Raw genomic sequence first — 13,375 nt, forward strand, 5'->3', positions numbered from 1 at the left:
TGTCAAATCAATCACTAGTTCTTAATATTAGCAAAAAAGTTGGACAAAACACTGTGAAATCAGTGTTTCTGTCCAACTCCTCGATGATTAGTCATACAATTGTAACAATTTCATTAGTCTACTTTGCCACCAAAAAGGCCGTGAGCCTTCCCTTGGGGCATTTTTAAGGCAAAGCTCAGCAAAAAGACGATCCCTACAACCCCTGCTAAAAAGAAACTCATGACCTGGTAACCACCTCTTTCAATACAGAGGGCTGCGAGAGGTTGTAAAAGAATGGTTCCTAAATAACGAGCTCCTTGGACAATAGCCATGGCAAGAACCAAGTCTTTGCCATTCACCTGTTGGGCAATAAACCGTAAGGAGACCATAATCAAAACCATCCCTGTTGTATGCTTGGCTAAGAGAGTTAGAAGCACTTTTAAGAAGACAGGACTTGGAAGAGCATAGACAGCATATTGAGCGAAAATAATTCCAATTGGAAGAGCGATCAAAACCCGTAAAGGCCAGTGGTCCATGAATCGATCAGAGAAAAAGATCAAGGGGGCTTCCACTACGACGGAGATAGCCACAACTGTTGAGGCAATATGAACTGGTAGACCACTATCCATGAGTAGCTCAGTAATATAGGTATGACCAATATTTCCAACACCTGAAGCCAAGCCAATCAAAATGATAAAGAAGAGGTAAGGTCCATTGTGAAGAAGGGGACGAATAGAAACTGGCTCTTTAACCTTTTCTTCTTTTTTCTCTCTTGTCTTCATCCGAACGGCACTTAGACAGAAAATGCTGAGTACAATGGTGATCAAAACCGTATAATAGACTGCTTGGGGGCTAAACTGATGATAGACCCAGCCAGCTATTTGGACACCGACCGAGTAGCCAATGGTTCCCCAAACGCGAATCTTCCCAAAAGCGTATGGACTTTGCGTTGCAAATACTTCCATCATGGGAGCTGTCCCATTCAAACAGACTAGAACAATCCCATAAAAAACGGTCAGCCAAAAGAGATTGGGGGCCCAAAGAAAACCGAAGACACCACCAATGATCACACTCAGACTGAGGGTCGTCATTTTTACGATTCCAAATCGCTCATTGATATAACCAAAGAAGGGTTGGGCTACCATGGATAAGAAAAAAGCAACCGATACCAAGGTCGACACTTGGGTTGCACTATAGTGCTTTCCCATCAAATAGACGGAAATGAGGGTCGTAAAGAGAGATGTGGACATAAAATAAAAACTATAGAGCAACATATAAGCCGCATAAGAATTTCGGAATTTTTTCATATGAATCCTTTCTAAAAATATCGGAATGAGACAATGACAAAACCCAACTGACAATCAGTTAGGTTTTATTTTACTCTTTATTATAGCGCTTTTGAGCCTCTTTTTTGCGTCTCTCACGACTTTGTTTTTCAATCGAGAGAATAATGACAAGAATGAGAATTGGAATCAAGATCAGGAAGTGATCCAGCGAAAGCCATTTACTGTGCTTAGCCGTTGTCTTTTTCCCACTTGCTGTTTCTTTGACAAGCTCTGGCTTGGCCCCTTCTTCTACCTTCATATCATCTCGGATACCTTCAGACAACGTGTAGAGATCATTATCTACTGTCAGATAGCCATCTTTTACCGCAAGGGTCGGTTCTTTAGCACCTCTTTTGACCGTTGCATAGAAGGGTTTTTCAAGTGTATAGGTCTTGCCGTCAATCTTCTGGACACCTGCATCTAACAATTTTTTATAGCCAAAATCTTTATAGGCTTTTTCGATCAAGGCATTGCCAAACGGATGGCGGTAATATTCCCCATCTTGGTCTGCCCAATCTCCTACGCCCATAATGACAGCAATTAAGCGCTGATTGCCCCGTTTGATGGTCGCGATATAGTTGAAAGCTCCACGAGGGCTTGAACCAGTTTTCAAACCATCCACACCTTTCAAGGCATACTTGGCTCCTGGCAATGAATAATTGTAGGTATCAAAGGTTTCCTCATATGGAGTCCCTTTTTTGACCGTGACTTGTGCTTGATTGGTATAGTTTAAAATATCTGGGTATTGATTAATAAAATGATAAACCAGAATTCCTAAATCACGAGCAGTTGTCTGGTTGGCCGCATCATTTGGATAATTGTTTACCTGATAGTAGCCTTGCAAGGTGGAGATGGCCGCCCCACTCGGGTTATTCCAGACCGTGTTGGTCATCCCTAATTCCTTAGCCTTGGCATTCATGCGCTCGATAAAGGCATCTGGATCATTGTTGGACATAAGATTGGCCAACATGAGGGTCGATACATTTGAGGATGGAACCACTGTCATGGTAATCAACTCAGGAATTGTGTAGTCTACCCCAGCAACAATATTATTGTTGGAGATCTCATAGATCTTTCCGATCGCTTGGTCTGAAGCGGTCGCCTTGATCACTGTATCCTTACTGATCTTGCCATTTGCCATATCTTCAAACAAGAGATAGAGCGTCATGAGCTTACTCATGCTGGCAGGATCTCTGACTTCATCGATATTGTCTTTCCAAAGAACATTGCCCGTATTTCCGTCAATAATAAGCGAAGAATGTGGACGGTTAATGGCTTGGACATTGTCATTTGGATACATCTTTTGCGCCATATCCACCAATTCATCCGCACTCGCTAGAATTGGCTGGCATAAGAGACTCAGAAGGAGGCAAATATGGATCAAATATTTTTTTATCATAAACTTTTCCTTTATAACAGACTAATCAGCTGGAGGCTAAAATAAGCTTCTAGCCCTCATGCCCTTTCCTCTTGTCTCCCAGTAGATGAAAAGAGCTAATCCCAGCAGATAATTACTTGTATTGTACCATATTTTGAAGCAGAAAAAAACCTATCTGGCCCGAATAAATCGGCGATAGGTCCTGTTTTTTATCGACTTAACAAGCTCAAGGCTTCCTTATCCGCAATAATGGTTACATTTGGATGTCCTTGAAGGGCACTAGCTGGCACTTTTTCTGTCCTTTCACCCTCTACTGTACCTTTGATTGCTTGGGCTTTTGATTCCCCATAAGCAAACAAGACAATTGATTTCGCAGCTAAGATATTGGCAATCCCCATCGAAATGGCTTGGGTTGGTACATCTTCGATCTTATCAAAGAAACGAGAATTAGCCTCAATGGTAGAGGCATCCAACTGAACTAAGTGGGTCTGACTATCAAAGGATGTCCCTGGCTCATTAAAACCGATATGCCCATTGCGCCCAATACCCAAGATTTGAAGGTCCACTGGATGCTCTTCGAGTATTTTGTTATAACGGATCACTTCTTGATCGGCAGATTCTTCTACACCCGATGGGAGATAGCTTTCTTTGAATGGTTTGGCATCAAAGAGATTTTTCTCCATGAAATACCGATAAGATTGAGGATCATCTCCCGTCAACCCTACGTATTCATCTAAGTTCACACTGATTAGATTAGACAGATCCAAATCACTTTCACGAATTTGTTTATAAAACTCAAGGGGACTGCTTCCAGTCGCAAGACCTAAGGTTTGAGCACCTTCCTTTAAGGTTTCTTTTAATATATCAAAGGCAACTTTTCCACCTTCAATTTGGTCCTTTACTTCAATAATTTTCATTGGATAGACCTCCTATTTCTCTATGCTTTTATTATATGGTATAGACCAATTTTTGTCAAGTGAAACCGCTATCTTTTTCTGGCATTTTTTTCATTTTCAAGACGATTCGTGATATAATGAAAGGTATGATTGTATCACTATTATTCATCATTTTTTTGATCGGACTCCTTGTCTTTCTCTTATCTTTCTTGATTCATCAGAGAAAGATTCTCAAGGTCCTGATCTTTTTGATGGGAATCTGCTTGATGCTCTTAGCGGTCGGGACTACCATCTATCTACTCACAAATTTAGTATAAAAGGAGCGCAAATGAATACCAACGACTTTGACTTTGATTTGCCTGAAGAACTGATTGCTCAAACCCCTCTTGAAAAACGTGATGCCTCAAAGCTCTTGATCCTAGATCGAAAAACAGGGCAATTCCAAGACCGTCATTTTGATGCAATTTTGGATGAATTGGAGCCAGGAGATGCTCTTGTCATGAACAATACGCGCGTTCTACCTGCCCGTCTTCATGGAGTCAAACCTGAAACAGGTGGTCACGTCGAATTCCTTCTCCTTAAAAACACCCAAGACGACTGTTGGGAAGTCTTAGCAAAACCTGCAAAACGCTTAAAAGTAGGTGCCACAGTCAGCTTTGGAGATGGTCGTTTGACTGCAACCGTTGAGGAAGAATTAGAGCACGGAGGTCGCATTGTTCGCTTCCATTACCAAGGGATCTTTTTAGAAGTTCTAGAAAGCCTTGGCGAAATGCCACTTCCTCCCTATATTCACGAAAAGCTCGCTGACCGCGAACGCTACCAAACCGTTTACGCCAAAGAAAATGGTTCTGCTGCAGCTCCAACGGCAGGTCTTCATTTCACCCAAGAATTGCTCCAAAAGATTGAAGCCAAAGGGGTCCACCTGGTCTATTTGACCCTTCATGTGGGCCTAGGAACCTTCCGTCCGGTATCTGTAGACAATCTTGAAGACCATGAGATGCACTCTGAATTTTACCAACTTTCTGAAGAAGCTGCTGCGACCCTTCGTCAGGTAAAAGCTGCAGGAAAACGCATTGTAGCTGTTGGAACGACTTCTATTCGAACCCTTGAAACGATTGGAAACAAATTTGATGGAGATATCCAAGCCGATTCAGGCTGGACCAATATTTTTATCAAACCAGGTTATGAATGGAAAGTCGTCGACGCCTTTTCAACCAACTTCCACCTTCCAAAATCAACTCTGGTCATGTTGGTTTCTGCCTTTGCCGGCCGTGAATTAACCCTCGAAGCATACCACCATGCTATTCAAGAACGCTACCGCTTCTTCAGTTTTGGGGATGCTATGTTCATCAAGTAAAGGAGTCCCTCATGAATAAAATTGAAAGCCGCCACCGCTTGATCCGCTCGATCATTTCTGAGCGTAGGATTCATACCCAACAAGAGCTCCAAGAAGCCTTAGAAGCCAATGGCGTTCTCGTTACCCAGTCCACCCTTTCACGGGATGTCAAATCCTTGAATCTAGTAAAAATTAACGAGGGGGATAGCTCCTACTATGCCATGAACACCATCGCTCCTTCCCGTTGGGAAAAGCGCCTGCGGATGTATATGGAAGATGCCTTAGTCATGTTGCGGCCCGTTCAAAACCAGGTCGTTGTAAAAACTCTTCCAGGTCTTGCCCAATCCTTTGGAGCGATCTTAGATGCATTGGAACTCCAAGAAATTGTAGCCACCATCTGTGGAGACGATGTCTGTTTGGTCATCTGCGAAGACAACCAAGGAGCTTTGGATTGTTTTGAAAAATTAAAAGAATTCACCCCACCCTTCTTCTTTAGTAAATAAAAAGTTTGGAAACCAAGTTTCCAAACTTTTTAAAATGTAGACAAACTATCTTAAAATAAGGTGAGCGATTCTGCAAAAAAATTAAAATGTGTTCTAATTTTTTGAATGAATGAAAAAAACACTGAAACTTTCCGCCGTGAGAAAAGTGCCTGAAACAAAATTGTTTCAGGCACTCGGAATTATTGAGAGTAAAACAGTTTGGGAAACTGTTTTAGCCTGAGCCCAGAAATTAAAGAGCGAAGGGGCTCAATAAAAATTGAACACGGGCTGCGGATTGTGTCAAAAAGATAAGTTTTTCTAGAATCAAAAGATTCTGCGTCAAACTTCCTATTTTGACTTTATCCGCAGACGCCCTTAGTATCTTGATTTAGTCTTGGAACTTCGTAGAAGTTCGCTGACGTCCGTACTCACCTAAGGAAAGTTTTTAGTATAAGTTTGTCTTCAATCTGAAAGTTTAGAAACTTGGCTTCCAAACTTTTCATGTTGTAGCTAGGCGTTGAATGGCTTCTCGATAGATTTCCATCGCAGCGTAGAGATCGTCAATTTTTGCACATTCATTTGCTTGATGCTCAGTCTGCTCTGCACCTGGGAAAAGAGCCCCAAAGGCAACACAATTTTCCATGGTCCGCGCAAATGTCGCACCACCAGAAGACATAGCTGGCGTCTTATCCCCAGTTTCTTCCTGATAGACGGCCATCAAAGAGCTGACTAAAGGACTATCCAAAGGAACATATAAAGGAGCCAAATAATCAAACTCTTCATATTCCAACTGATAACTAGCCGCAATTTCTTGCAAACGAGCTACTAAGGCATCCTTGTCTGCTAAGACGGGGATCCGAATATCAATTCCGATTTCCGATTGTTCTTGATCGATCACAAGGGTCGCAAGATTAAAGGAAAGATCTCCACTTGGTTCGTCTGTAATTCTGCCAAATAGAGCCTCACCAGTTGCATCCTCACCAACAGCATCTGCGATAAAGAGCAAAGCTGGATGGGGTTGGATGAGGGACAGACTTTCCGCTAAACCGACTATGGCATTGACTCCTTCGGCTGCATCTTTAGAGTGCTTGGAAATACCCAAAACCGTTACAGAATTTTCTGTTTGGCTATACTGAACCCCACTTTGATCCAAAACAGGAAGCAACTCTTCCAAACGATGACCAGCATAGGTCGCCTTGTCTGGAACAACATTGAGGGCCTGACCAGCCTGTAAGGGAAGATCATCCCAACCTGGGCCATGCAATTTCACTTGTAATAAGCCTTTTTCAGCATAGGTTAAGGGGAAAGAGGAATCCGGTGCAAATCCAAGATCTGCTTGCTCTTCGATTTGGTTGTAGCGGTTCATACAGCGCCACAAGGTTTCTTCATCCGTCCCAAAGATAAAGCGGATTCGTTTGGTAAACTGGATGCCATCATCCATCAAACTCTTAACTGCGTAGAGGGCAGCAAGAGACGGTCCCTTATCATCCTGCACACCACGACCTACTAGATAATCACCGACAATGGTCGCTTCAAAAGGTGGCGTTTGCCAATCTTGTAAATCACCGGCTGGAACAACATCCAAGTGACAAAGAACGGCCAGGAGTTCTTCCCCCTGACCGATCTCTGCATATCCATAGTATCCTTCAGGATCTATATATGTTTGAAAACCTAATTCTCGAGCAAGCTCTAAGGTTTTTTCTAGGACATCTTGGATAGCTTGTCCAAACGGTGTTCCATTTTCCCCTTCATTTAATACAGAAGGATAAGAAATGATGGTTTGAAGCGAGTTTAAAAACTGCTCTTTCACATCGTCCTTAATTCTTTTTTTCATGAAACACCTACTTTATTCTATTGCAAGAATGGAACTACAGTTCCGAGTAGAAGAAGGGCAATGGTGATCACAACAATCGCTACAACCAATTTACCCATGAATTTCCACCATGTACTGATTTCAACACGTCCAAGAGCAAGAGCTCCCATTACGATACCTGAAGTTGGTGCGATCAAATTCAAGACACCAGATGCAGATTGGTAAGCTGTGACAATCAAGCTACCTGGTACGTTGACGAATTTACCAAGAGGTGCCATGATCCCCATTGTCGCGCTAGCAAGTCCAGATGATGATGGGATCAAGAATGACATTGGCAAGTAGAAAATGTAAGTCAAGACAATGAACAATTGAGATGAAAGACCTTTAAGTCCTTCTTCACCCCAGTGAAGGATTGTCGCAGTGATCATACCATCGTTCATAATGACTTGGATACCACGTGCTACTGCTACGATAAACGCAACACTCAAGAGGTCAGCTGCACCATTCATGAAGGATGAAATGATTTTATCTTCTTTCAAGCCATAAATGATACCCACAAGGATTCCCATGAAGGCAAAGAGCATAGCTGTTTGAGGGAAGTACCATGTACCAAGAGCATCTGTGTTACCGATCAATTGACCAAGTACTGGAATTTTATGGAGAGATTCGTTAAAGTTGTCAAAGAATGTAATACCCAAATCTTTGAATGGGATAAATCCAGCAACCATGATAACGAATGTTGAGATGAAGACGAGCAAGACACGTTTTTGTTTCTTGTTCATTTGTGAAGGAATTTCTTCACCACTTTCTACGTTGAAGTGTTTCAAATCTTCTTCACGAGTTGCATAAGTCAAGGATGCTTTAGGATCCTTTTGAACCTTGTCTGCATAACGGTATACATAGTAGGTACTAAGAGCAGTCATGACTACCCAGAAAATCACACGGAGCAACAATCCTGATGCACTTGAGATACCAGCTGTATCAGATGCAATAACCGTTGCAAATGGATTCAATGTAGAAGCCAAACATCCGATTTGAGAACCTAGAAGTACAATCGCAACCCCTGTCAAGCTGTCAAAGCCAACAGACATCATAACTGGTACGAGAAGTGGATAGAAGGCCATGGTTTCTTCACCCATACCATAAGTTGTCCCACCAAGGGCAAACAATGGCATCAAGATCAAGATCAACATTTTTTCGCGGCCTTTGTATTTACGAACGATTGAAGCAATCCCTACATCAAGGGTACCTGTTTCGTTCACAACACCAAGGAATCCACCGACCATCAAGATGAAGAAGGCTACGTCAATGGCTGCACTAGTTGGTGCTTTACCAAGCATGGCGTTGATTGGGGCCATCAAGACGTCCCAAATCCCTTGAGGATTTTGTTTCACAGCTTCATAACTACCAGCGATGATGGCTCCACCATCATCAACTTTGTATTGACCAGCTGGAATAATCCAAGTTAACACTGCCATAATGGCAATGATGATTAACAATACGGAAAAAGATGAAGGCATCTTAAATCCTTTTTTCGTTTTTTCACTCATTTGTCTTCCTCCTAACGCAACAAAGTGTGAGTGATGTTTTACAAGAGTCTCTTGTAAAACGCTTACCTATAGACTTATTCTATCACAATAAGCTTTAAAATACTAGTTTTTTCCTAATTTTTCATTAGTCTTTTTGGATGATTGTTCCACTTTCAGATTCAATCAAAGCTCCCAGGTTTTCAAGTGATGTAATAACTGCTTTTCCTTCTGGGCGACCATTTACAAAGGCAATGGCAGCTTCCACTTTAGGAAGCATGCTTCCTGGTGCAAATTGGTCTTGTTTGATATATTCTTCCAATTGAGCCACATTAACATGTTCCAATTTTGCTTGGTCTGGTTTGTTGTAGTTCACAAAGACATAATCGACACCAGTCAAGACGATGAAGAGGTCTGCTTCTACTAATTCAGCCAAACGTTGAGATGCGAAGTCTTTATCGATGACAGCTTCAACACCAGATAGGCTACCATCTGCTTCTTTCACAACTGGGATACCGCCACCACCGGCTGCCACAACGACTTGACCGTCGTTCAACAAAGTACGGATGGTATTGATTTCTTTGATATCCACTGGTTTTGGTGAAGCAACAACTTTACGCCAGCCACGACCAGCATCTTCTTTGAAAGTTGCTCCAGATTTTTCAGCTTCTGCTTTTGCTTCTTCTTCTGAGTAGAATGGACCGATTGGTTTGCTGAGATTGACAAAAGCTGGGTCGTTCTTATCAACAACGACTTGTGTCACAACAGAAGCCACATCTTTTTCAATTCCTTCTTCAAGAAGAGCATTTTGAAGAGCATTTTGAAGCCAGTAGCCAATGCTTCCTTCGGTCATAGCAACTAATGAATCAAGTGGGAAAGCAGGGTTCTTTTCAGAGTTTGCTGCCAAGTGTTGGAGCAAAAGGTTTCCTACTTGAGGACCATTTCCGTGAGTGATGATCAAGTCATCCCCGTTTTTGATTAATTTGACTAAGTGTTTTGCTGTTTCTACAAGTGCTTCTTGTTGAGCTTGTGCAGAAGGATCAGATGAGAGAATAGCATTTCCTCCCAAAGCAACGACGATTTTTCTTGACATAAGTTTTCCCCTTCTATAAAAAATAGGGGCAGGACTAAAGCTAGCAGTCCAGCCCCTATAGCTGTTGGTATACGGTTATAAAGTCTTAAACTTTTGGAATGTACAAGTTACCAAGAGTAGCTGCCATAACCGCTTTGATTGTGTGCATACGGTTTTCAGCTTGGTCAAAGTGACGAGCATATTTGCTACGGAACACTTCGTCAGTAACTTCCATTTCTTCTACGCCGAATTTTTCAGCAACATCTTTACCGTAAACAGTATTTGTATCGTGGAAGGCTGGTAAGCAGTGCAAGAAGATCAAGTCTTCGTTATCAGCTTTCTTAATCAAATCCATGTTTACTTGGTAAGGTTTCAAAAGGGCAACACGTTCTGCAAATTTGTCTTCTTCACCCATTGATACCCAAACATCAGTGTAAAGTACGTCTGCACCTTTCACTGCTTCGTCGGCATCTTCAGTGATCAAGATATGAGCGCCACTTTCTTTGGCAAATCCTTCTGCCAACTCAACGATTTCTTTTTCTGGGAAGAGTTCTTTTGGTGAGAAGATGTGTACGTTCACACCAAGGATAGCACCTGTTACAAGAAGGCTGTTTGCAACGTTGTTACGTCCGTCACCACAGTACACAAGTGTCAAACCTTCAAGGCGTCCAAAGTTTTCTTGAACAGTCAAGTAGTCTGCAAGCATTTGAGTTGGGTGCCATTCGTCAGTCAAACCATTCCATACTGGAACACCTGAGAATTCAGCCAATTCTTCAACCATACGTTGGCTGAAACCACGGAATTCAATACCGTCAAACATACGTCCAAGAACTTTAGCAGTATCTTCTGTAGATTCTTTTTTACCAAGTTGGATGTCGTTTGCACCTAGGTATTCTGGGTGAGCACCAAGGTCGATAGCTGCTGTTGTGAAGGCAGCACGAGTACGAGTTGAAGTTTTTTCAAACAAAAGCGCAATGTTTTTTCCAGCAAGATAGTGGTGTTGGATGTTGCGTTTTTTAAGGTCTTTCAAGTGAGCTGAAAGTCCGATGAGGTATTCTAACTCTGCGCGTGTAAAGTCTTTTTCTGCCAAGAAGCTACGTCCTTGGAACACTGAATTTGTCATTCTAATTGTCTCCTATTTCTTTCTAGTATTGATCAGTAAGAAGGAAGAGCTGATCCCTCAAGACCAGCTCTCGGTCTTCTACATTAGATTTCTTCACGTTCAAATGGCATTGACATACAACGAGGTCCACCACGACCGCGAACCAATTCACTTCCGCGGATCTTGATCAAACGAAGTCCGTATTCTTCTAATTTCTTGTTTGTGACTGTGTTACGGTCGTATACGACTACCACACCCGGTGCGATTGTAAGAGTATTTGAACCGTCGTTCCATTGTTCACGAGCAGCAGCAACTACATTGCCATCACCACAAGGGATCAATGTAACTTTTTCAACACCAAGGTTTTCAGCAAGCAATTCAGCCAAATCACCTTTTTCTTCAACAATCTTCAATGCTTCATTTTCATAGGTTACAGAGAAGACGCGAAGGTTCCCTTGGATTTCTGGGTGGATTGTGAATTTATCGTAGTCCACCATTGTGAATACTGTATCCAAGTGCATGAATTTACGGTTGTTCGCAAATTCGAAGGCCAATACTTTCTTGAAGCCAACGTTCTTCTTGAAGATGTTTACCAACAATTTTTCGATTGATGCAGCATCTGTACGTTGTGAGATACCAACTGCCAATACATCTTTAGAAAGCACCAACTCATCTCCACCTTCGATACGAGTATCTTCTTCACGGTTGTAGACAAGTTCAACTTTTCCACCATAAACTGGGTGGTATTTGAAGATGTATTTACCATACAAAGTTTCACGGTTACGTGTATCTGCGTACATGTGGTTCAATGATACTGCATTACCAATTGTAGCAAATGGGTCACGTGTGAAGTACAAGTTTGGCATTGGATCAATCGCAAATGGATAGTCAGATTCAACAAGGTCTGTCAATCCTTTGTCAGCTTCAGGAATTTCTGGAAGCTCAGCTTTTTGGAAACCAGCCATTGTTTTTTCAACCAACTCTTGGTTGTCTTTAATACCACGAAGGATTTCGCGAATAGCGTTTTTAGTTTGGCGTCCACGAATGTTCGCTTCATCAAGGTATTCTTCGATAAATTGTTCGCGAATTTCTGGAGTAGTCAATGACTCAGCTGCCAATTTTTCAAGATAAAGTACTTCGATTCCTTCATTACGAAGTGCTTCAGCAAATGCGTCGTGTTCTTTTTGAGCATCTTCCAAGAAAGGAATATCATCAAAAAGAAGACGTTCAAGATAGTCAGGCATCAAGTTTTCCAACTCTTTACCAGGACGGTGCAAACAAACTTTTTTCAGTTTTCCAATTTCTGAGAAAACATGAATTGGGTGTGTAGACATCTATAGTCCTCCTTTTTCTTCGAGCTTGTTCATAAGCTTTATTACAATTGTTATTATATCCTTTATTGTTACCGCTTTCATGAAGGATTCTACTTTTTTAATGCAAAGAATTTGGCATTTTCTTGAATTCTTCCTATTTTTTAGTTAATATGAAGCGTTTTCTTTGCATATTTTGTCTTTTATATTGTTTTTATGAATATATATTTTTTTGAAAAAATAAAAAAGATCAACAAATTAATTGATCTCTTTAAAACTCTTTAAAAAGTAGGCTGTATCTAGAAAGGTTAATTGTTTTCTCTCATACTGTATCTTATGAGAATCGATGAGTTTCTTTAAAACTTGATTGACGGTTTCTCGGGTTGTAGCCGCTAATTTGGCCATTTCCTTCATACTGATTGGAAATGGAAGTTGATTTCCTAAACTTTCATAGTCCTTGCACAAGATAGCTAAAGATTGAACCACACGCTCACTGGCACTAGCTGTCACGACATTACGTAGACGCAACTCTTGAAATTCTAAAATTGACGAGAGCTTTCTCGTAATAAAGAGCAACTGCTCCTTACTCTCTTGGGCAGATAATTCATAGAGGTTGACGGGGATAACGAAACAACGCAAATCTGTCACCGCACTAGCTGTATAGTGGTAACGCTCATCCTGAAACATCCCACCATAAGGGAACAGGGCCCCTTTCTTGATATAATCCATATAGGAAAATTGATCAGACGAATCGAATTGCTCAATGCGAGCAAAGCCTTTTGAAAGAAGAAAAATGCGATCCCGCTTATCTCCTGCATAAAATAAAATTTGTCCTTTTTGGATATCCCTAGCATGAATTTCAACAGCTAATTTATCAAATAGCTCCACTGGCAACGCAGAGAAGGCTGGATGCGAGCGGACCAACTGGTAATCTTCCTTTGTAATCATGTTTATACTTCCTCTTATTACTATTAATTAGTATAACATATTTTTTTGATAGAAGAGGGAAAGAAGCCTCTTTAAAACAGAAAAGTATTTCGAAACACCAAGTGAATTTTATGCTACTGTGATAGAAGAAAAGAGAGTGGGACAGAATGAACCGCACCCCAAAAGTTAGACAGAAAAAATCTAACTTTTGGGGTGTTTTTATTATGAA

Annotated in this window: 11 protein-coding genes; 2 read left to right on the forward strand and 9 right to left on the reverse strand. The window is 41.4% G+C overall.

Annotated elements, in window-relative coordinates; all coding sequences use genetic code 11:
• Nucleotides 1-113: 113 nt before the first annotated feature.
• The 3 genes from LIZ08_RS01480 to LIZ08_RS01490 form a co-directional block, all read right to left on the reverse strand.
• Nucleotides 114-1,286 carry an MFS transporter gene (locus LIZ08_RS01480; protein ID WP_227038124.1) on the reverse strand — a complete coding sequence of 391 codons (1,173 nt, stop codon included), beginning with the start codon at nt 1,284-1,286 and terminating at the stop codon, nt 114-116.
• A 70-nt stretch (nt 1,287-1,356) separates the two neighbouring features.
• Nucleotides 1,357-2,703, reverse strand: a complete 1,347-nt coding sequence (locus tag LIZ08_RS01485; RefSeq protein ID WP_049474302.1) for a DUF1958 domain-containing protein — start codon at nt 2,701-2,703, stop codon at nt 1,357-1,359.
• A 188-nt stretch (nt 2,704-2,891) separates the two neighbouring features.
• Nucleotides 2,892-3,599, reverse strand: a complete 708-nt coding sequence (locus tag LIZ08_RS01490; protein ID WP_021152882.1) for a glucosamine-6-phosphate deaminase — start codon at nt 3,597-3,599, stop codon at nt 2,892-2,894.
• A gap of 307 nt (nt 3,600-3,906) precedes the next feature.
• Between LIZ08_RS01490 and queA the strand changes: the two genes are divergently transcribed.
• The gene (gene queA, locus LIZ08_RS01495) at nt 3,907-4,935 is read left to right on the forward strand and encodes a tRNA preQ1(34) S-adenosylmethionine ribosyltransferase-isomerase QueA (RefSeq protein ID WP_003006367.1); all 1,029 of its coding nucleotides are present in this window, start codon (nt 3,907-3,909) and stop codon (nt 4,933-4,935) included.
• Between the two features lie 11 nt (nt 4,936-4,946).
• Nucleotides 4,947-5,417, forward strand: a complete 471-nt coding sequence (locus LIZ08_RS01500; RefSeq protein ID WP_003006364.1) for an arginine repressor — start codon at nt 4,947-4,949, stop codon at nt 5,415-5,417.
• A gap of 478 nt (nt 5,418-5,895) precedes the next feature.
• Here the strand turns inward: LIZ08_RS01500 and LIZ08_RS01505 are convergent, their stop codons facing one another.
• The 6 genes from LIZ08_RS01505 to LIZ08_RS01530 all read right to left on the reverse strand — a co-directional run bounded on the left by LIZ08_RS01505 (nt 5,896) and on the right by LIZ08_RS01530 (nt 13,167).
• The gene (locus tag LIZ08_RS01505) at nt 5,896-7,230 is read right to left on the reverse strand and encodes a dipeptidase (protein WP_195487051.1); all 1,335 of its coding nucleotides are present in this window, start codon (nt 7,228-7,230) and stop codon (nt 5,896-5,898) included.
• A 17-nt stretch (nt 7,231-7,247) separates the two neighbouring features.
• A complete protein-coding gene (locus LIZ08_RS01510; RefSeq protein WP_195326896.1) occupies nt 7,248-8,759 on the reverse strand; it encodes a YfcC family protein in 1,512 nt (503 codons plus the stop codon).
• Nucleotides 8,760-8,883: 124 nt separating this feature from the next.
• Entirely contained in the window at nt 8,884-9,828 is a 945-nt protein-coding gene (gene arcC, locus LIZ08_RS01515; protein WP_003011576.1) for a carbamate kinase, read from the reverse strand.
• A gap of 85 nt (nt 9,829-9,913) precedes the next feature.
• A complete protein-coding gene (gene argF, locus LIZ08_RS01520; protein ID WP_070660144.1) occupies nt 9,914-10,930 on the reverse strand; it encodes an ornithine carbamoyltransferase in 1,017 nt (338 codons plus the stop codon).
• A gap of 83 nt (nt 10,931-11,013) precedes the next feature.
• Nucleotides 11,014-12,243 carry an arginine deiminase gene (gene arcA / locus LIZ08_RS01525; protein ID WP_195422906.1) on the reverse strand — a complete coding sequence of 410 codons (1,230 nt, stop codon included), beginning with the start codon at nt 12,241-12,243 and terminating at the stop codon, nt 11,014-11,016.
• A 234-nt stretch (nt 12,244-12,477) separates the two neighbouring features.
• Nucleotides 12,478-13,167, reverse strand: a complete 690-nt coding sequence (locus tag LIZ08_RS01530) for a Crp/Fnr family transcriptional regulator (protein ID WP_049472136.1) — start codon at nt 13,165-13,167, stop codon at nt 12,478-12,480.
• Nucleotides 13,168-13,375 lie beyond the last annotated feature (208 nt).

The organism is Streptococcus sp. 210928-DFI.4.42 (assembly GCF_020554365.1).
Taxonomy (GTDB): Bacteria; Bacillota; Bacilli; order Lactobacillales; family Streptococcaceae; genus Streptococcus; species Streptococcus parasanguinis_S.

Coding starts and splice junctions, on each gene's coding strand:
- LIZ08_RS01505 (WP_195487051.1), bottom strand. CDS start 7,230: ATGAAAAAAAGAATTAAGGACGATGTGAAAGAGCAGTTTTTAAACTCG.
- argF (WP_070660144.1), bottom strand. CDS start 10,930: ATGACAAATTCAGTGTTCCAAGGACGTAGCTTCTTGGCAGAAAAAGAC.
- LIZ08_RS01500 (WP_003006364.1), top strand. CDS start 4,947: ATGAATAAAATTGAAAGCCGCCACCGCTTGATCCGCTCGATCATTTCT.
- queA (WP_003006367.1), top strand. CDS start 3,907: ATGAATACCAACGACTTTGACTTTGATTTGCCTGAAGAACTGATTGCT.
- LIZ08_RS01530 (WP_049472136.1), bottom strand. CDS start 13,167: ATGATTACAAAGGAAGATTACCAGTTGGTCCGCTCGCATCCAGCCTTC.
- LIZ08_RS01490 (WP_021152882.1), bottom strand. CDS start 3,599: ATGAAAATTATTGAAGTAAAGGACCAAATTGAAGGTGGAAAAGTTGCC.
- LIZ08_RS01480 (WP_227038124.1), bottom strand. CDS start 1,286: ATGAAAAAATTCCGAAATTCTTATGCGGCTTATATGTTGCTCTATAGT.
- LIZ08_RS01510 (WP_195326896.1), bottom strand. CDS start 8,759: ATGAGTGAAAAAACGAAAAAAGGATTTAAGATGCCTTCATCTTTTTCC.
- arcC (WP_003011576.1), bottom strand. CDS start 9,828: ATGTCAAGAAAAATCGTCGTTGCTTTGGGAGGAAATGCTATTCTCTCA.
- LIZ08_RS01485 (WP_049474302.1), bottom strand. CDS start 2,703: ATGATAAAAAAATATTTGATCCATATTTGCCTCCTTCTGAGTCTCTTA.
- arcA (WP_195422906.1), bottom strand. CDS start 12,243: ATGTCTACACACCCAATTCATGTTTTCTCAGAAATTGGAAAACTGAAA.